General features: G+C 66.9%; 16 protein-coding genes. 11 read left to right on the plus strand and 5 right to left on the minus strand.

All coding sequences use genetic code 11. The features are described from left to right. Positions 1-54 precede the first annotated feature (54 nt). On the plus strand, positions 55-699 hold the full coding sequence (locus tag BCO18175_RS19205) for a phosphoribosyltransferase (protein ID WP_174983208.1): 645 nt from the start codon (positions 55-57) through the stop codon (positions 697-699). A 7-nt stretch (positions 700-706) separates the two neighbouring features. Here the strand turns inward: BCO18175_RS19205 and BCO18175_RS19210 are convergent, their stop codons facing one another. After that, positions 707-1924: a polyhydroxyalkanoate depolymerase gene (locus tag BCO18175_RS19210; RefSeq protein WP_174983210.1), complete on the minus strand. Its 1218-nt coding sequence runs from the start codon at positions 1922-1924 to the stop codon at positions 707-709. A 253-nt stretch (positions 1925-2177) separates the two neighbouring features. On the opposite strand from BCO18175_RS19210, the gene BCO18175_RS19215 reads away from it, so the two are divergent. Both BCO18175_RS19215 and BCO18175_RS19220 read left to right on the plus strand, forming a co-directional pair. Beyond that, positions 2178-2807 carry a glutathione S-transferase family protein gene (locus BCO18175_RS19215; protein ID WP_174983212.1) on the plus strand — a complete coding sequence of 210 codons (630 nt, stop codon included), beginning with the start codon at positions 2178-2180 and terminating at the stop codon, positions 2805-2807. A 173-nt stretch (positions 2808-2980) separates the two neighbouring features. Continuing rightward, a complete protein-coding gene (locus tag BCO18175_RS19220) occupies positions 2981-3187 on the plus strand; it encodes a hypothetical protein (RefSeq protein ID WP_174951989.1) in 207 nt (68 codons plus the stop codon). Positions 3188-3296: 109 nt separating this feature from the next. Here the strand turns inward: BCO18175_RS19220 and proP are convergent, their stop codons facing one another. Then, positions 3297-4784 carry a glycine betaine/L-proline transporter ProP gene (gene proP / locus BCO18175_RS19225; RefSeq protein ID WP_174983214.1) on the minus strand — a complete coding sequence of 496 codons (1488 nt, stop codon included), beginning with the start codon at positions 4782-4784 and terminating at the stop codon, positions 3297-3299. A gap of 538 nt (positions 4785-5322) precedes the next feature. On the opposite strand from proP, the gene BCO18175_RS19230 reads away from it, so the two are divergent. Then, positions 5323-5655 (plus strand): YnfA family protein, encoded by a 333-nt coding sequence (locus BCO18175_RS19230; RefSeq protein WP_174983216.1) that lies wholly within the window; start codon positions 5323-5325, stop codon positions 5653-5655. A 27-nt stretch (positions 5656-5682) separates the two neighbouring features. On the opposite strand, the gene dnaQ is transcribed toward BCO18175_RS19230, so the two are convergent. The 3 genes from dnaQ to BCO18175_RS19245 are packed head-to-tail and all read right to left on the minus strand — an operon-like array spanning position 5683 to position 7707. Beyond that, on the minus strand, positions 5683-6417 hold the full coding sequence (gene dnaQ, locus BCO18175_RS19235) for a DNA polymerase III subunit epsilon (RefSeq protein WP_174983218.1): 735 nt from the start codon (positions 6415-6417) through the stop codon (positions 5683-5685). Positions 6418-6454: 37 nt separating this feature from the next. After that, complete coding sequence (gene rnhA / locus BCO18175_RS19240; RefSeq protein ID WP_011351593.1) at positions 6455-6898, minus strand: ribonuclease HI; 444 nt, start codon at positions 6896-6898, stop codon at positions 6455-6457. After that, complete coding sequence (locus tag BCO18175_RS19245) at positions 6895-7707, minus strand: class I SAM-dependent methyltransferase (RefSeq protein ID WP_174983220.1); 813 nt, start codon at positions 7705-7707, stop codon at positions 6895-6897. The genes rnhA and BCO18175_RS19245 overlap by 4 nt, the downstream gene beginning before the upstream one ends. A gap of 18 nt (positions 7708-7725) precedes the next feature. On the opposite strand from BCO18175_RS19245, the gene gloB reads away from it, so the two are divergent. The 7 genes from gloB to greA all read left to right on the plus strand — a co-directional run bounded on the left by gloB (position 7726) and on the right by greA (position 17723). Next, entirely contained in the window at positions 7726-8532 is an 807-nt protein-coding gene (gene gloB, locus BCO18175_RS19250; RefSeq protein ID WP_174983222.1) for a hydroxyacylglutathione hydrolase, read from the plus strand. A gap of 151 nt (positions 8533-8683) precedes the next feature. After that, a complete protein-coding gene (locus BCO18175_RS19255; RefSeq protein WP_174983224.1) occupies positions 8684-10243 on the plus strand; it encodes a transglycosylase SLT domain-containing protein in 1560 nt (519 codons plus the stop codon). Between the two features lie 157 nt (positions 10244-10400). After that, positions 10401-11618 (plus strand): MFS transporter, encoded by a 1218-nt coding sequence (locus tag BCO18175_RS19260; RefSeq protein ID WP_174983226.1) that lies wholly within the window; start codon positions 10401-10403, stop codon positions 11616-11618. Between the two features lie 364 nt (positions 11619-11982). After that, complete coding sequence (gene carA / locus BCO18175_RS19265; RefSeq protein WP_174915261.1) at positions 11983-13128, plus strand: glutamine-hydrolyzing carbamoyl-phosphate synthase small subunit; 1146 nt, start codon at positions 11983-11985, stop codon at positions 13126-13128. Positions 13129-13165: 37 nt separating this feature from the next. After that, positions 13166-13825 (plus strand): leucine efflux protein LeuE, encoded by a 660-nt coding sequence (leuE, locus tag BCO18175_RS19270; protein ID WP_174915262.1) that lies wholly within the window; start codon positions 13166-13168, stop codon positions 13823-13825. A 48-nt stretch (positions 13826-13873) separates the two neighbouring features. After that, positions 13874-17128, plus strand: a complete 3255-nt coding sequence (carB, locus tag BCO18175_RS19275; protein WP_174969471.1) for a carbamoyl-phosphate synthase large subunit — start codon at positions 13874-13876, stop codon at positions 17126-17128. A gap of 118 nt (positions 17129-17246) precedes the next feature. Continuing rightward, on the plus strand, positions 17247-17723 hold the full coding sequence (gene greA / locus BCO18175_RS19280) for a transcription elongation factor GreA (RefSeq protein WP_011351601.1): 477 nt from the start codon (positions 17247-17249) through the stop codon (positions 17721-17723).

Genomic DNA, 17723 nt, shown 5'->3' on the forward strand with positions numbered 1-17723 from the left:
TGACAGGCGCCGACGCGCGTTTCGCGCATCCGGCGCAACGGCAGGGAGCCGATCGTGTTCGAGTGTTTTGCCGATCGCGCCGACGCGGGCTGCCAACTGGCCGGCGCATTGCGCGATTACGCGGGGCGTGGCGATGTCGTCGTGCTCGCCTTGCCGCGTGGCGGTGTGCCCGTCGCGTATCCGGTCGCTTGCGCGCTGCACGCGCCGCTCGACGTGCTGGTCGTGCGCAAGCTCGGCGTGCCGTACGATCCCGAGCTCGCGATGGGGGCAATCGCGACAGGCGGTGCGATTCATCTGCAGCGTTCGGTGCTCCGCTCGATGAACGTGTCCGGCGAACAGCTCGCCGACGTGATCGCGCGCGAGACGGCCGAACTGCATCGGCGCGAAGCGTTGTATCGCGGTGCGGCGCCGCCGCTGCCGGTCGAAGGGCGCATCGCGATCGTCGTCGACGACGGCGTCGCGACCGGCGCGTCGATGCGCGTCGCGCTGCAGGCGTTGCGCGAGCGTCATCCGGCGCGGATCGTGGCGGCGGCTCCGGTCGCGCCGGCGGGCGCGCGGCATACGTTCGACGATCTGGCCGACGCGTTCGTCACCGTGTCGCTGCCGCTGCCGTTCTTCGGTATCAGTCAGTTCTACGGGCGCTTCGAGCAGACGAGCGACGACGAGGTACGGTCTTTGCTCGATGCGGCGCGGCGCTGACGCGGCATCACGTCCGCCTGATGCGGCGCGGGCGAGGGCGGCGGGTTTCGGCCCACGCGAACACGCGCTGCAGCATCGGATGCACATCCCCGTGCCAGCGCGCCCCCGTAAACAGCCCGTAGTGATCGCAGTCGTCAATGTCGATGCGGTAGCGCTCGTCGTCGGCGAGGCCGCTGCACAGGTCGAGCGCCGCATGCGTCTGGCCGGCACCCGTGACCTTGTCGCATGCGCCTTCGACGGTCAGCAGCGCGATGCCGCGCAAAGCCGCCGGCTCGACACGCCGGCCGCCCACGTCCCACGTGCCGAGCGCGAGGCTCATGCGCTGGAACACGATGTCGACCGTATCGAGGAAATACTCGGCCGGCATGTCGAGCAGCGCCGTGTATTCGAGCAGCGCGCGCCGCGCACCGGCGAGCCCGGCCATGTCGAAGCGCGACGCGGCCAGCGCGTACGCTTCGATCAGCGACAGGAAGCGCTGCGGGTACACGAGCGCGATCTCGCCCTGCTGCAGATAGGTCGGAAACACGTGGCGGCCGTGTCCGTCGAAGCCGGGTGGCACGACGTCGATCAGGTGGCGTCGGCACCAGCCGAGCGAATGGGCCGCGGCGGCGGTGCCGAGCGCACTCGGATTGCGGCGCGCGTCGAGCGGGCCACCGATCAGCGTGACGCTCGCGGGCGACGGGAGACCGCGCGCCGCCCGTAGCGCGAGCGCGCCGAGCACTGGCACGGTCGCCTGGCACACGGCGACCACATGCAGCGGCCGGTCGTCGTGCGCGAGCCCGTCGACGAAGCCGTCGAGCGTCGCGACATACTCGTCGAGCCCGAAGCGGCCGGACGCGAGCGGCACGTCGCGCGCATTGCGCCAGTCGGTCACGCAGACGTCGCCGTCCGCGAGCAGCGTCTCGACGGTTTCCCGCATCATCACGGCCGCATGCCCGGCGAGCGGCGCGCACAGCAGCACCGTGCGCCGCGCATCGGCGCGCGTGAAGCGCCGCAGGTCGCAGAACGGCGTGTGCGCGACGACGCGCTCGCCGACGGCCGGCCACCCGATGTCGAAGCGCGGGGGGCCGGCCGTCGGCCCGAGCAGCGGCTCGAACAGGTCGTCGTAGCATGACGACGCGGCGTGCGGCAGCGTGGCCGAGGGCCACGCGTCGAACGCGTGCCGCGTCGCCGCGCGCCAGGCGCGCATCCATTCCCGCTGCTGCTCGACGAGGGCATACCACATGGCGAACCTTGGGGCGGAAGGGGCGTGAACTTGCATTATGGTCACTGTGGCCGGACAACGTGAGTCCCGCGCGCGTCCGGCTGACGCGCATCAAGCGCAGGGGCGCAAGGGCAGGCCGAGCACGTTCCACCCGTTCGGCAAGCTCGTTCGTGGAGCCGGCGCCAGCCCGTTGCCGGCGCGAACGGGTCCTAGGCGATGCCGCGCGACGCTGCTACAGTCGTCGATCCCATTCCCCTCAAGCGGAGCGTTTGCGATGAAGCTGATCGGCATGCTGGATTCCCCGTTCGTGCGTCGGGTCGCCATTTCGGCGAAGCTGCTCGACCTCCCGTTCGAACACGAGTCGATCTCGGTGTTCCGTCATTTCGAGCAGTTCAGGGCGATCAACCCGGTCGTCAAGGCGCCGACGCTCGTGACCGGCGACGGCGCGACGCTGCTCGATTCGTCGCTGATCGTCGACTATCTCGATCACCTGGCCGCGCCCGAGCGGCGCCTGCTGCCGGATGCTGCCGATCAACGGCTGCGCGTGCTCGTGCCGGTCGGCTTCGCGTTGGCGGCCGCCGAGAAGACTGTGCAGGTCGTCTACGAGCAGGCGCTGCGTCCGACCGACAAGCAGCACGCGCCGTGGATCGAGCGCGTGCTGAGCCAGATCGAGGGCGCATACGGCGCACTGGAGCCGCTCGTCGCGGCGGCGAACGGCTGGTTCGGCGGCGCGCGCCTGCTGCAGTCCGACGTGACGGTCGCGGTTGCATGGCGTTTCACGCAGTTCATGGCGGCCGACTACCCGGTGCTCGCGCGGATCGATCCGGTCCGTTATCCGGCGCTGGCCGCGCATTCGGCGCGGGCGGAAGCGCTGCCGGCGTTCGTCGAAACGCCGCTCGTCTAGGTGTCGCGGCGGCGCGCGACGCGGCCCCGTGCCGTTTCCCGCCGCCCGCTCGGCCTTGCCAGGCAAGCCTTTGCTGATTGTTCGCGACGGCTGACAAGTGACTTCGCATTCGTGCTGTTTATCCGGAAGCGGCCGGTCCCTAGAATCCACTCCATCGAATTACGCGTTGCCTGATGGAGCCGATGATGAAAGCCCTGATCGAATCGAGCCTGTACCACCCGTCCCTCGTGTTGCCGCTTGCCGCGCTGACGCAGTTGATGGTCGAGCGCGATTTCAATCTCGGTCAGGTCGGGCTGATCGTCGCGGCGCGCGGGGCGCAGGCAGCCGTGTCGCGCTCGCGTGCATTGATTTTCTGCCGCCACTGCGAAGCGCAGGCATGAGGGCGCGCGCATCGCATGCATGAAAAAAAGCCCGGCCGGCGCAAGCCGGTCGGGCGGATCGGGTTCGATCGGGCCCCGGCTTCGGCCGGGGCTTTTTCATGGGCGACGCTCAGGCGCGTGCCGGCGACACGACGCCGTACATCTCCGATTCGTCGTCCTCGCGCATCTGGCGCACGAGCTGATGGGCTTCGCGGCGCGTCGCGACGGCCGGCGGCGAGCCCTTGAGCGGCTGGCGCGCGGTTTCGGCGAGCGCGACGACCGACACGATGCCGATCACGGCGGCGCCCATCATGTAGTACGCGGGCATCATCAGGTTGTGCGTGACGTCGACGAGCCACGCGGTCACGAGCGGCGTCGTGCCGCCGAACAGCGATACCGACACGTTGAAGCCGATCGCGAGCGCGCCGTAGCGGATCTCGGTCGGGAACAGCGCCGGCAGTGCCGACGGCATCACGCCGGTAAAGCACGACAGCAGCACGCCGAGGATCAGCAGGCCGCCGAACACCGACGCCGTGGTGCCCGCATGGATCAGCATCATCGACGGGATCGACAGCGCGAGCAGGCCGACGCAGCCGGCGAGCATCACGGGCTTGCGGCCGATCCGGTCGGACAGGCGGCCGGCGGCGAGCGTCAGCGGCATCATCAGCACCATCACGATCAGCACGAGCACGAGGCTGTGCGATTCGTCGAAGTGCAACGTCGACGACATGAAGCTCGGCAGGTACGACAGCACCATGTAGTCGGTCACGTTGAAGATCAGCACGAGGCCGACGCACAGCAGCAGGGCACGCCAGTTGCGCATCAGCGTTTCGCGGAAGCGTACCTTCGGCACGGCCTTGTCCTGCGCTTCGCGCTCTTCGGCCTGGCGCTTGAACGCGGGCGTTTCCTCGAGCTTCATCCGGATGTAGAGACCGATCAGGCCGAGCGGGCCGGCGATCAGGAACGGCACGCGCCAGCCCCACGACAGCAGCGCTTCCTGCGACAGCGACGCGGTGAGCAGCGCGACGACGCCGGCGCCCATCACGTAACCGATCAGCGTGCCGAACTCGAGGAAGCTGCCCATGAAGCCGCGGCGCTTGTCGGTCGAGAATTCGGCGATGAAGGTGGCTGCGCCGCCGTATTCGCCGCCGGTCGAGAAGCCCTGCACGAGGCGGGCGACGAGCAGCAGCACGGGCGCCATGATGCCGATCGATGCGTAGCTGGGGATCAGGCCGATCGCGAAGGTGCCGACGGCCATCATGATCATCGTGGCGGCGAGCACGCGCTGGCGGCCGATGCGGTCGCCGAGCGGGCCGAACACCATGCCGCCGAGCGGGCGTACGAGGAACGCGGCCGCGAACGTGCCGAAGGTCGCGAGCAGCTGCGCGGACGGGCTGCTGGACGGGAAGAACACCTTGCCGAGCGTGACGGCGATGTAGCTGTAGACGCCGAAGTCGAACCATTCCATCGCATTGCCGATGGCCATGGCGCTGACGGCGCGCTTGAGGAGGCTCTGGTCGACGACGGTTATGTCGTCCGCGACGAGCGGGGCTTCGCCGGACGACGAAGCGGAGGAAGAAGCAGCGGTCGGGCTGACGTGTGTTGCGGTCAAGGTCATGCACTCCTTTGACTGCGCCGAACGGGCGGGCCGTCCGACACGGTTTGCCGGCGAGCGCGGTGTCGAGTGCGGCGCGTCGGGGCAGGCCATTAAGCACTTACTGCACTACGGGCGGTAAAGGGCCGTAAGGGGCTGCTTCGACGCGGGCCGGATGGGCCGTCGCGACAGTGCGCTCATGAAGAATGGGCCGCGTGATGCAGGCGGCAGATGCCGGTGCGGACGATGTCCGGCGTTCCGGCAAGCGCCCCGGAGGGGCAACGAAACGAGAAAAGCGGGCCTGTCGGGCGGGCTTTCCTGTGGATGCAATTTCGGTCGAAGGGCCGGCACGCAATGCGCGGATGGACTTCTCTCGAAATCGAATAGACAGAGATTGAATGTTGAAACAGGCGACATGATAGCACGATGACGGATGATCGTGCAAATTGCCGGGAGTCGCCCGTCTGGCGGGGCGTCCGGCGGGGGCGGCTCGGGTATGATCGGCGGCGCGCGGCGGGGCCGTGCGGCCCCCGGCGACGGGGCCGAATTCACGAGGAACCGGATGACCGAACTGATGAGGATCGCGGCGCTGTTCGCCGCCACCGCGCTGGCCGAAATCGTTGGCTGTTACCTGCCTTGGCTCGTGCTGAAGGAGGGCCGGCCGGTGTGGTTGCTGGTACCGGCCGCGCTGTCGCTCGCGCTGTTCGCGTGGCTGCTGACGCTGCACCCGAGTGCGGCGGGGCGCACCTATGCCGCGTACGGTGGCGTGTATATCGCGGTGGCGCTGGTCTGGCTGCGGGTGGTCGACGGCGTCGCGCTGACCCGCTGGGACGTGGCCGGCGCGGCGCTCGCGCTCGGCGGAATGGCGGTCATCGCGCTGCAGCCGCGCGTGTGAGCGCGGCCGCGGCGCGTGCCGCGTGCTTCAAGCCGTTTCGGCGGCGCCCTCGTCGGCGGACTTGCGCCACACGCAGGTGCCCTTGACCGACTTGTCGAGTTCGTCGAGCTGCGCCTGATGTGCGGCGAGTTCGTCGTCGCTCGCGGCCACCACGGCCAGGTCGAGCGCGGCGAGCGACACGCGCTGGCCGTTCGCTGAGCCGCCGTCGGCACCCGCGTCGTCGAGCATGTCGATCACGAGGCTGTCCTGGCCGCGTGTCATCGCGAGATACACCTCGGCGAGCAGCTCCGAGTCGAGCAGTGCGCCGTGCAGCGTACGGTGCGCGTTGCTGATGCCGAAGCGGTCGCACAGCGCGTCGAGCGAGTTGCGCTTGCCCGGGAACATCTGCTTGGCCTGCACCAGCGTGTCGATCACGCCGCCGCAATGCTCGCTGAACGGCGGCAGGTCGAGCCGCGCGAATTCGGCGTCGAGGAAGCCAAGGTCGAACGGCGCGTTGTGGATGATCAGCTCGGCGTCCTTCACGAAGTCGCGAATCTGGTTGGCGACTTCCGCGAATTTCGGCTTGTCGCTGAGGAATTCGGTCGTGAGCCCGTGCACCGCCAGTGCGCCCGGATCGCTGTCGCGCTCGGGGTTCACGTAGAAGTGCAGGTTGTTGCCGGTGAGCCGCCGGTTCAGCAGCTCGACGCAGCCGATTTCGATGAGGCGGTCGCCCGTGCGGGCGTTCAGGCCGGTGGTTTCGGTATCGAGAATGATCTGGCGCATGTCGGGAAAAACAAAAGAAACAGGGGGCGGCTGGCGGTCAGGCCGTGAGCGATTCGACGCCGCGATTCGCGAGTGCGTCCGCGCGCTCGTTTTCGGGATGGCCCGCGTGGCCCTTGACCCAACGCCACTCGACCTCGTGCTGCGCGACGAGCGCGTCGAGCCGCTTCCACAGGTCGGCGTTCTTCACGGGCGTCTTTGCCGCGGTGATCCAGCCCTTCTTCTTCCAGCCGTGGATCCACTCGCTGATGCCTTTCTGCACGTATTGCGAGTCGGTATGCACGATCACCTGGCACGGCCGCTTCAGCGCTTCGAGCGCGGCGATCACGCCCATCAGCTCCATGCGGTTGTTGGTCGTGTTCGGCTCGCCGCCGAACAGCTCCTTCTCCTTGTCGCCGTAGCGCATCAGGGCGCCCCAGCCGCCGGGGCCGGGGTTGCCCTTGCAGGCGCCGTCGGTATAGATGTCGATGGTATCGGTAGTCATGAATGTTCTTGATGAGTGGTCGGGGAGGCCGCCGGCGTCAGGCCCGGTGCGAGCACGGGCTTCTTCATGCGGATCTGGCCGACGAGGCGCATGCCGCGCACGCGCTTGACGGCCGTCACCATGTAGACGGCGCCGAAGATCGGCCACCAGCGGTCGCCGGCGGCTTCCATGAAGCCGTAGCGGGACAGCCACTTGTCGGTGACGAGCGGTGGCCGGTAGCAGCCGAAACGGCCGCGTTCGAGATCGAAGCCGAGCAGCTTGATCCAGTCCTTGAGCCGGATGAACGCGATCTGGTCGCGCGTGGCCGGCACGAACGGACGGTTCGCCATGCGCCCGAACGATTGCCGCATGCCCCACAGGCTGAGCGAATTGAAGCCGGTGATCACGAGCTGGCCTTCCGGCATCAGCACGCGCTCGGCCTCGCGCAGCAGGCGGTGCGGGTCGGACGTGAATTCCAGCGTGTGCGGCATCACGATCAGGTCGACGCTCTGCGACTCGAACGGCAGGTCGAGCAGGTCGCACCAGGTCGTGCTGCGGCCGTCGGGCGCGTGCTCGGGCGCATGCGCCTCGCGCGCCCACGGATACTGGTAGGGCGCGCTCGCGCCGCTCGCCGGATCGAGCACGAGGCCGCGATACGGCATGCGGTTCTCGCGCAGCGCGTCGAGCTGCGGCAGGCCGAGCTGCAGCGCGTGGAACCCGAAGACGTCGGACACGATCCGGTCGAGCTGCGCCTGCTCCCAGTCCAGCACGTAGCGGCCGGGTGGTGAGTCGGTCCAGGCGGGCCAGTCTATAATTTGACGGTCAGACATAACGATGATTGCGCGCCCATGAACGAGCTGGAATACGTGCCGGTTCCGGCATTCGATGACAACTATATCTGGCTCGTCTCGGACGGCCGCGATGCAATCGCCGTCGATCCGGGTGAAGCCGCGCCGGTGCGCCGGGTTCTAGCCGAACGAGGCTGGCGGTTGACCGCTATTTTACTCACGCACCACCACGCCGACCACGTCGGCGGTGTCGCGGCACTGCGCGATAGCCAACCGGACGATGTTCCGCTCACCGTTTACGGCCCCGCGGCCGAGGCGATCGGCGTGGTCACGCGGCCGCTTTCGGGCGGTGCGAGCGTGACGCTCGACGCGCCGGCCGTCACGTTCGACGTGCTCGACGTGCCGGGCCATACGCGCGGCCACATCGCCTATTTCCAGGCGGCCGGGCAGGGCAACGCGGCGCCGCACGTGTTCTGCGGCGACACGTTATTCTCGTGCGGCTGCGGCCGTCTGTTCGAAGGCACGCCCGCGCAGATGCTCGCGTCGCTCGACGCGCTCGCGGCGCTGCCGGGCGACACGCACGTGCATTGTGCACACGAATACACGCTGTCCAACATCCGCTTCGCGCTCGCGTGCGAGCCCGGCAATGCGGCACTCGCCGCGTGGCGCGACGACGCGCAGGCGCTGCGCGCGCGCGGCGTGCCGACGTTGCCCACTACGATCGCGCATGAGCGTGCCGTTAACCCGTTCATGCGAGCGGACAGCGATGCGATCCGCGCGACGCTCGAGGCCGAACTGCACGAAACAGTGCCGGATCGTCTGACGGCGTTCACGCTGATGCGCGAGTGGAAAAACCGGTTCCGATGATGATTTCCGGAGGACTCCAAACCTCAAGCGGTGTCTGTAAAAATTGCTCCAAATGTAGGATTTCGCTGAGTTTTCGGTGTTTTTATTGACGTGAAGCACGCACTTCCGTAGTATCGCCTGCAATTTCCAGCCGTCGGAAGCAGAGATTTTCATGCGACTTATATTGAGTGCGATGGTGGTTCTGCTGCTCGCCGCTTGTGCGAGCCAGGCCCCTGTCGCCAACAACGCCGCCGATTCGCAGGCGACGTCCAACTACCTCCGTAAATCAGCCACCGCCAAAGAGACTGTCGATGTCGACAAGCAATCCGTCGGCGACCTGACCAGTGCAGACTCCGATCTCTGGGGTCGCATCCGCCGCGGTTTCCAGATGCCCGACCTGCAGACCGACCTCGTCGACATGCAGACCACGTGGTACACGCAGCGCCCGGATTACGTGCAGCGCATGACCGAGCGCTCGCAGAAGTACCTGTACCACATCGTCGAGGAGCTCGAGGCGCGTCACATGCCGACCGAGCTCGCGCTGCTGCCGTTCATCGAGTCCGCGTACAACCCGCAGGCGCTGTCGGTCGCGAAGGCGGCCGGCATGTGGCAGTTCATGCCCGGCACGGGCCGCACGTACAACCTGAAGCGCAACATGTGGCAGGACGAGCGTCGCGACGTGCTCGCGTCGACGAGCGCCGCGCTCGACTACCTGTCGCGCCTGCATGACATGTTCGGCGACTGGTATCTCGCGCTGGCCGCGTACAACTGGGGCGAGGGCAACGTACAGCGCGCGATCGCGCGCAACCAGGCGGCCGGCCTGCCGACCGACTACCTGAGCCTGCGGATGCCGAACGAGACGCGCAACTACGTGCCGAAGCTGCAGGCGGTGAAGAACATCATCGCGAATCCGCAGCAGTACGGCCTCGCGCTGCCGGACATCCCGAACCACCCGTATTTCGTGACGGTCACGACGTCGCGCGACATCGACGTGGCGGTGGCCGCGAAGCTCGCGAACCTGTCGCTCGACGAATTCCGCTCGCTGAACCCGTCGTTCGCGAAGCCGGTGATCCTCGGCGCGACGGAGCCGCAGATCCTGCTGCCGTTCGACAACGCGTCGGCGTTCGAGAAGAACCTGAAGGCATACAACGGCCAGCTCTCGTCGTGGACCACTTATACGGTCAGCGAGCGTGCGCGGCCGGCCGCGATCGCCGAGAAGATCGGCGTGGACGCCGATACGCTGATGTCGATCAACAAGATTCCGGCCGGCATGCGCCTGAAGCCGGGCTCGACGATCGTCGTGCCGCGCGGCGATGACGACGACGAGGACATCAGCGCCGACGTCGCCGAAAACGGCGCGCTCGCGATGGAACCCGATGTCCCCGACACGCGCAAGATGCTAATCCGTGTGCGCCGCAAGCAGTCGATGGCGGCGATCGCCGGCCGTTACGGCGTGTCGGTCGGCCAGCTCAAGGCGTGGAACCGCACGCACCGCGATCTCGCGATGCCGGGCCAGGCGCTCGTGCTGCACGTGCCGGTCGGCCGTTCGGTGCCGGCGGAGCCCGGTCCGGAGCGGATCGCGACGTCGGCCGGTGGTGCGCACATCGAGCGCGCGAGCCTGGCGGTGGGCGGTAAGTCGCACGGCGCCAAGCGCGGCGCGGCGAAGCCGGCAGCCAAATCGACGAAGGCGGCACCGGCCAAGGCCGCTGCGCACAAGGGCAAGAAGAAGTAACGCAGTCGCGAACGCATCGTGCGGCCGGCCCGGTTCGCGCGATTGCGCTATCATCCGACGAAATGCGACGAAACGCCGTCACCCAGGTGACGGCGTTTTTGTTTGTGCGCGGCGCGGGGGCGCTGCTTCGAATGTCTTCATATAACTAGGGGAAGCGATGTCGTCGGTGCAGGTGAGGGTGCTCGCGCTGTTTTCGGTCGGGTATTTCGTGTCGTATGTGTTTCGCGGCGTCAATCTGGGCTTCGCACCGTTCGTCACGCACGAGCTCGGGTTGTCGGCCGCCGATCTCGGCCTGCTCACCAGTCTTTATTTCCTCGGCTTCGCGGGCGCGCAGATCCCGGCCGGCGTGATGCTCGACCACTTCGGCCCGCGCCGCGTGACGGCCGGCATGCTGCTGTTCGCGGCCGCCGGTGCGGCCGTGTTCGGCGCCGCGCACAGCCTCGGGACGATGATGGTCGGCCGGCTGCTGATCGGCGTCGGCGTATCGGTGTGCCTCGGCGCGGCGTTCAAGGCGCTCGCGCAGCATTTTCCGGTCGGCCGCCTGCCGCTCGTCAACGGCCTCGTGATGGCCGTGGGCGGCCTCGGCGGCGTGATGGTCGGCTCGCCGCTGACCTGGCTGCTCGGCTGGACCAGCTGGCGCGCGATCTGTTTCGGCCTCGCGGTGCTGACGGTGATCGTCGCGGCATCGATCGGCCTGGGCGCGCCGGAAGCGAAGCAGGTGCGCCACCAGGGCGGGCTCGTCAGCCAGTTCAAGGGCACATGGCACATCCTGAGCAGTCGCGCGTTCTGGAAGATCTCGTCGTTCTCCGTCGTCACGCAGGGCGTGTTCTACGCGATGCAGTCGCTGTGGGTCGGGCCGTACCTGCGCGACGTCGCGGGGTTCGATGCATCGCATGCCGCGCGCCTCGTGTCGGTGCTTGGCTTCGCGATGATGGCCGGCTGCGTCGGCTTTGGCGCCGCGGCGCGCGTGCTCGAGCGGCGCGGCGTATCCGTGTATGCGTTCTGCGGCGTCGGCATGGCGCTGTTCGTCGCGACGCAGGCGGCGATCGTCGCGCGCGTGCCGTTGCAGCCGGCCGTGCTGTGGGCCGCATACGGTATGTTCGGCGGCGTCGGCATCCTGACCTATGCGGTGATGGCCGGGCATTTTCCCGCTCACCTGATCGGCCGCGCGAACACGACGCTCACGCTTGTGATCTTCCTGCTGATCTTTGCGTTCCAGATCGGTGTCGGCGCGGTGCTGTCGCACTGGCCCGCGGTCGACGGCCACTATCCGGCCGCCGCGCACTTCACCGCGTGGGGCGTGCTGCTCGCGCTGCAGCTCGCGAGCGCGGTGTGGTACGTCTGGCCCGCGCGCGGCGCTGGTCAAGCGCACTGATCCGGCGGTACGCTGGGGGTAGGGCGGCCGCGCAAAAGGGGCCGCAGCGCGTTGCTGCGCGCCGCAGGGCGTCGCGCATGCACGATCGGACGGCCATATCGATTGAAGATAAGGCCATTTTCAGGCTATAATTTGAAAGTTTGTGCTGATCAACCTCGCACCCTAGCGCCTACCTCATTCATCCCGTTCATCCGCCGCACGCCGCCTGCCGGGCGATGCCGCGAAGCCTCGTGCGCCACGCGCCGGGTTCGCGTTTCGACAACGCAGGCCGCGTCCAGCAAGCGACCGCGCGCGCCCACGCAGCGCGGCGCTCGCGCGGCAGGGTAAACAGGTCGGCAGCAGGGTGTTCCCCAAGGAGCCTCCCGTGTTGCCGTCTTTTACTCCCGCCTTGCTTGCACTCGCCGACGGCACGGTCTTTCGTGGTTATTCGATCGGGGCCGAAGGCCACACGATCGGCGAAGTCGTGTTCAATACCGCGATCACCGGCTATCAGGAAATCCTGACTGATCCGAGCTACTCGCGCCAGATCGTCACGCTCACCTATCCGCATATCGGCAACGTCGGCGTCAACGCCGAAGACGTCGAAGCCACGAAAGTCCATGCCGCCGGCCTGATCATCCGTGATCTGCCGTCGCTCGCATCGAACTTCCGCATGGATCGCACGCTCGGCGACTACCTGCGCGACGAAGGCGTCGTCGCGATCGCCGGCATCGACACCCGCAAGCTCACCCGTATCCTGCGCGACAAGGGCGCGCAGAGCGGCTGCATCCTGACGGGCTCGGACGACGAAGCGAAGGCGATCGAGCTCGCGCGCTCGTTCCAGGGTCTCGCGGGCATGGATCTCGCGAAGGTCGTGTCGACCACGAAGCCGTTCGAGTGGAAGCAGACCGAATGGCGCCTCGAAGGCGGCTACGGCATGCAGGAAGCGCCGAAGTACCGTGTCGTCGCGTACGATTTCGGCGTCAAGTACAACATCCTGCGCATGCTCGCGGAGCGCGGCTGCCACGTGACGGTGCTGCCGGCACAGGCGAGCGCGGAAGATGCGCTCGCGCTGAATCCGGACGGCGTGTTCCTGTCGAACGGCCCCGGCGATCCGGAACCGTGCGATTACGCGATCGCGGCCACGAAGCAATTCATCGAGCGTGGCGTGCCGACCTTCGGCATCTGCCTCGGCCACCAGATCATGGGCCTCGCGGTCGGTGCGAAGACGCTGAAGATGAAGACGGGCCACCACGGCGCGAACCACCCGGTGAAGGATCTCGGCGACGGTCGCGTGGTGATCACGTCGCAGAACCACGGCTTCGCGGTCGATGCGGATTCGCTGCCGGCCAACGCGCGCGTGACGCACGTGTCGCTGTTCGACGGCACGCTGCAGGGCTTCGAGCTGACCGACAAGCCGGCATTCTGCTTCCAGGGCCACCCGGAAGCGTCGCCCGGCCCGCACGACATCGGCTACCTGTTCGACCGTTTCACCGCGCTGATGGACGCGGCGAAGCAGCGCAACGCTTAACGTCAACGACGCAACCGAAGGACGGGAGATTCGCATCATGTTCGGCCACGCACTCGGCATCACGGATATCTGGACCTACGTGTTCGGCGTGATCTTCATCATCCTGCTGCCGGGGCCGAACTCGATGTACGTGCTGTCGCTCGCGGCGCAGCGCGGCGTGAAGGCCGGCTATCGCGCGGCGTGCGGCGTGTTCGTCGGCGATACGGTGCTGATGGTGCTGTCCGCCGCCGGCGTCGCGTCGCTGCTGAAGGCGAATCCGCTGCTGTTCTCCGTCGTCAAGTACGGCGGCGCCGCGTATCTGCTCTACATCGGCACCGGCATGCTGCGCAGCGCGTGGCAGAAGCTTCGCGCGCCGGCCCACGCGCCGGCCGATGCGCCGCCCGCGGTCGACGGCGAGCGGCCGTTCCGCAAGGCGCTGATCGTGAGCCTGCTGAATCCGAAGGCGATCCTGTTCTTCATCTCGTTCTTCATCCAGTTCGTCGACCCGGCATTCCCGCATCCCGCGCTGTCGTTCGTCGTGCTCGGGGCGATCGCGCAATGCGCGAGCTTCCTGTACCTGAGCACGCTGATCTTCGCGGGTGCGCGGCTTGCCGAGCACTTCCGCCGCCGCCGCAAGCTTGCAGCAGGCGCGGCGAGCAGCGTGGGCGGCCTGTTCATCGGATTCTCGGTGAAGCTCGCGCTCGCCACGATGAGCTGAGCGCAGCCGGCCGACCCACGACAACGATTACTTATTGAATTCACAGCCATGCCAAAACGCACAGACATCAAGAGCATCCTCATCATCGGCGCCGGCCCGATCATCATCGGCCAGGCGTGCGAGTTCGACTATTCGGGCGCGCAGGCTTGCAAGGCGTTGCGTGAGGAGGGCTACAAGGTCGTTCTCGTCAACAGCAACCCGGCGACGATCATGACCGACCCGAATACGGCCGACGTGACCTACATCGAGCCGATCACGTGGGAAGTCGTCGCGCGCATCATCGAGAAGGAGCGCCCGGACGCGATCCTGCCGACGATGGGCGGCCAGACCGCGCTGAACTGCGCGCTCGACCTGCACCACCACGGCGTGCTCGAGAAGTTCGGCGTCGAGCTGATCGGCGCGTCGCCGGAAGCGATCGACAAGGCGGAAGACCGCCAGAAGTTCAAGGACGCGATGACCAAGATCGGTCTCGGTTCCGCGAAGTCGGGCGTCGCGCACTCGATGGAAGAAGCGACCCAGGTGCACGCCGAGATCATGGCGCTCACCGGCGGCAGCGGCTACCCGGTCGTGATCCGTCCGTCGTTCACGCTCGGCGGCTCGGGCGGCGGCATTGCCTACAACCGCGAAGAGTTCGAAGAGATCTGCAGGCGCGGCCTGGATCTCTCGCCCACGCGCGAGCTGCTGATCGAAGAATCGCTGCTCGGCTGGAAGGAATACGAGATGGAAGTCGTGCGCGACCGCGCCGACAACTGCATCATCGTCTGCTCGATCGAGAACCTCGACCCGATGGGCGTGCACACCGGCGACTCGATCACGGTCGCGCCGGCGCAGACGCTCACCGACAAGGAATACCAGATCCTGCGTAACGCATCGCTCGCGGTGCTGCGCGAGATCGGCGTCGACACGGGCGGCTCGAACGTGCAGTTCTCGATCAACCCGAAGGACGGCCGCATGGTCGTCATCGAAATGAACCCGCGCGTGTCGCGTTCGTCGGCGCTCGCATCGAAGGCAACGGGCTTCCCGATCGCGAAGGTCGCGGCGAAGCTGGCAGTCGGCTACACGCTCGACGAGCTGAAGAACGAAATCACCGGCGGCCAGACCCCGGCGTCGTTCGAGCCGACGATCGACTACGTCGTCACGAAGATCCCGCGCTTCGCATTCGAGAAATTCCGCGAAGCCGATTCGCGCCTGACGACGCAGATGAAGTCGGTCGGCGAAGTGATGGCGATCGGCCGCACGTTCCAGGAATCGTTCCAGAAGGCGCTGCGCGGCCTCGAAGTCGGTGTCGATGGTCTCGACGAGAAGTCGACCAACCGCGACGAGATCGCGATCGAGATCCACGAGCCGGGCCCGGACCGCATCTGGTATGTCGGCGATGCATTCCGCATCGGCATGACGGCCCAGGAAATCTACGCGGAAACCGCGATCGATCCGTGGTTCCTCGAGCAGATCGAGCAGATCATCCTGAAGGAAAAGGCGCTGGGCGGCCGCACGCTCGCGTCGCTGTCGTTCGACGAGCTGCGCTATCTGAAGCAGAGCGGCTTCTCCGACCGCCGCCTCGCGAAGCTGCTCGGCGCGAGCCCGGAAGACGTCCGCAAGCGCCGCGTCGAACTCAACGTGCGCCCGGTCTACAAGCGCGTCGACACCTGCGCGGCCGAGTTCGCGACGAAGACCGCGTACATGTACTCGACCTATGAGGAAGAGTGCGAGGCGCAGCCGACCACCAACAAGAAGATCATGGTGCTGGGCGGCGGCCCGAACCGGATCGGCCAGGGCATCGAGTTCGACTACTGCTGCGTGCACGCGGCACTCGCGATGCGCGAGGACGGCTACGAAACGATCATGGTTAACTGCAACCCGGAAACGGTGTCGACCGACTATGACACGTCCGACCGCCTGTACTTCGAGCCGCTGACGCTCGAAGACGTCCTCGAGATCGTCGACAAGGAAAAGCCGGTCGGCGTGATCGTCCAGTACGGCGGCCAGACGCCGCTGAAGCTCGCGCTCGACCTCGAGGCGCACGGTGTGCCGATCGTCGGCACGTCGCCGGACATGATCGACGCGGCCGAAGACCGCGAACGCTTCCAGAAGCTGCTGCAGGACCTCGGCCTGCGCCAGCCGCCGAACCGCACCGCGCGCGCCGAAGACGAAGCGCTCGCGCTGGCCGCTGAAATCGGCTATCCGCTGGTCGTGCGCCCGTCGTACGTGCTGGGCGGCCGCGCGATGGAAATCGTCCACGAGCCGCGCGACCTCGAGCGCTACATGCGCGAAGCCGTGAAGGTGTCGAACGATTCGCCGGTGCTGCTCGACCGTTTCCTGAACGACGCGATCGAGTGCGACGTCGACTGCATCTGCGACGGCGAAGCCGTGTTCATCGGCGGCGTGATGGAGCACATCGAGCAGGCAGGCGTCCACTCGGGCGACTCGGCATGCTCGCTGCCGCCGTACTCGCTGTCGAAGGAAACCGTTGCCGAGCTGAAGCGCCAGACGGGCGCGATGGCGAAGGCGCTGAACGTGGTCGGCCTGATGAACGTGCAGTTCGCGATCCAGCAGGTGCCGCAGGCGGACGGTTCGAAGCAGGACATCATCTACGTGCTGGAAGTGAACCCGCGCGCATCGCGCACGGTGCCGTACGTGTCGAAGGCGACCAGCCTGCCGCTCGCGAAGATCGCGGCGCGTGCGATGGTCGGCCAGAAGCTCGCGCAGCAGGGCGTGACGAAGGAAGTCGAGCCGCCGTACTTCAGCGTGAAGGAAGCGGTGTTCCCGTTCGTCAAGTTCCCGAGCGTCGATCCGGTCCTCGGGCCTGAAATGCGTTCGACCGGCGAAGTGATGGGTGTCGGCCAGACGTTCGGCGAAGCGCTGTTCAAGTCGCAGCTCGCGGCCGGTTCGCGCCTGCCGGAGTCGGGCACGGTGCTGCTGACCGTGATGGACGCCGACAAGCCGAAGGCGGTCGAAGTCGCGCGCATGCTGCACGACCTCGGCTACCCGATCGTCGCAACGAAGGGCACGGCTGCCGCGATCGAAGCGGCCGGCGTGCCGGTGAAGGTCGTGAACAAGGTGAAGGACGGCCGTCCGCACATCGTCGACATGATCAAGAACGGCGAGATCGCACTCGTGTTCACGACGGTCGACGAAACGCGCCAGGCGATCGCCGATTCGCGTTCGATCCGCATGAGCGCGCAGGCGCACAAGGTCACGTACTACACGACGATGTCGGGCGCGCGCGCGGCGGTCGAAGGTTTGCGCTACCTGAAGGATCTGGAAGTCTATGATTTACAAGGTCTTCACGCTCGCCTAAACTAAGCAGTCAGTTACCTGTCGAAGCATCACGTGCCGCGATTAGGCGGTGTTTCCAGTGCATCGGAAACGCGCTTAATCGCGGTGATTTTTTTTATAGCCGTTTTTAGCGATTGAGCCGTTTATGAGCACCATTCCGTTGACAAAGCGTGGCGCGGAACTCCTGCGCGATGAATTGCAGCGCCTCAAGTCCGTTGAGCGGCCGGCCGTGATCAACGCGATCTCGGAGGCCCGCGCACAGGGCGACCTGTCCGAAAACGCCGAATATGATGCCGCGAAGGAAAAGCAGGGCTTCATCGAGGGTCGTATCGCGGAACTCGAATCGAAGCTGTCGGCCGCGCAGGTCATCGATCCCACCGTGCTCGATGCCGAAGGCCGTGTGGTTTTCGCATCGACTGTCGAACTCGAGGATCTCGAGTCGGGCGACACCGTCAAGTACCAGATCGTCGGTGACGACGAAGCCGATATCGATCACGGCCTGATCTCGGTCAGCTCGCCGATCGCGCGCGCGCTGATCGGCAAGTCCGAAGGCGACGTCGCGGCCGTGCAGGCGCCGAGCGGCGTGCGCGAGTACGAAATCATCTCGGTCAGCTACATCTGA

Origin of the sequence: Burkholderia lata (genome assembly GCF_902499335.1) — a bacterium.
Lineage (GTDB): Bacteria > Pseudomonadota > Gammaproteobacteria > Burkholderiales > Burkholderiaceae > Burkholderia > Burkholderia lata_B.

Excerpts from the sequence above, each read along its gene's own strand:
- greA (WP_011351601.1), top strand. The coding sequence starts at position 17,247 with ATGAGCACCATTCCGTTGACAAAGCGTGGCGCGGAACTCCTGCGCGAT.
- rnhA (WP_011351593.1), bottom strand. The coding sequence starts at position 6,898 with ATGACTACCGATACCATCGACATCTATACCGACGGCGCCTGCAAGGGC.
- carB (WP_174969471.1), top strand. The coding sequence starts at position 13,874 with ATGCCAAAACGCACAGACATCAAGAGCATCCTCATCATCGGCGCCGGC.
- dnaQ (WP_174983218.1), bottom strand. The coding sequence starts at position 6,417 with ATGCGCCAGATCATTCTCGATACCGAAACCACCGGCCTGAACGCCCGC.
- BCO18175_RS19215 (WP_174983212.1), top strand. The coding sequence starts at position 2,178 with ATGAAGCTGATCGGCATGCTGGATTCCCCGTTCGTGCGTCGGGTCGCC.
- proP (WP_174983214.1), bottom strand. The coding sequence starts at position 4,784 with ATGACCTTGACCGCAACACACGTCAGCCCGACCGCTGCTTCTTCCTCC.
- BCO18175_RS19220 (WP_174951989.1), top strand. The coding sequence starts at position 2,981 with ATGGAGCCGATGATGAAAGCCCTGATCGAATCGAGCCTGTACCACCCG.
- BCO18175_RS19245 (WP_174983220.1), bottom strand. The coding sequence starts at position 7,707 with ATGTCTGACCGTCAAATTATAGACTGGCCCGCCTGGACCGACTCACCA.
- BCO18175_RS19255 (WP_174983224.1), top strand. The coding sequence starts at position 8,684 with ATGCGACTTATATTGAGTGCGATGGTGGTTCTGCTGCTCGCCGCTTGT.
- BCO18175_RS19260 (WP_174983226.1), top strand. The coding sequence starts at position 10,401 with ATGTCGTCGGTGCAGGTGAGGGTGCTCGCGCTGTTTTCGGTCGGGTAT.
- BCO18175_RS19230 (WP_174983216.1), top strand. The coding sequence starts at position 5,323 with ATGACCGAACTGATGAGGATCGCGGCGCTGTTCGCCGCCACCGCGCTG.
- leuE (WP_174915262.1), top strand. The coding sequence starts at position 13,166 with ATGTTCGGCCACGCACTCGGCATCACGGATATCTGGACCTACGTGTTC.
- BCO18175_RS19210 (WP_174983210.1), bottom strand. The coding sequence starts at position 1,924 with ATGTGGTATGCCCTCGTCGAGCAGCAGCGGGAATGGATGCGCGCCTGG.
- gloB (WP_174983222.1), top strand. The coding sequence starts at position 7,726 with ATGAACGAGCTGGAATACGTGCCGGTTCCGGCATTCGATGACAACTAT.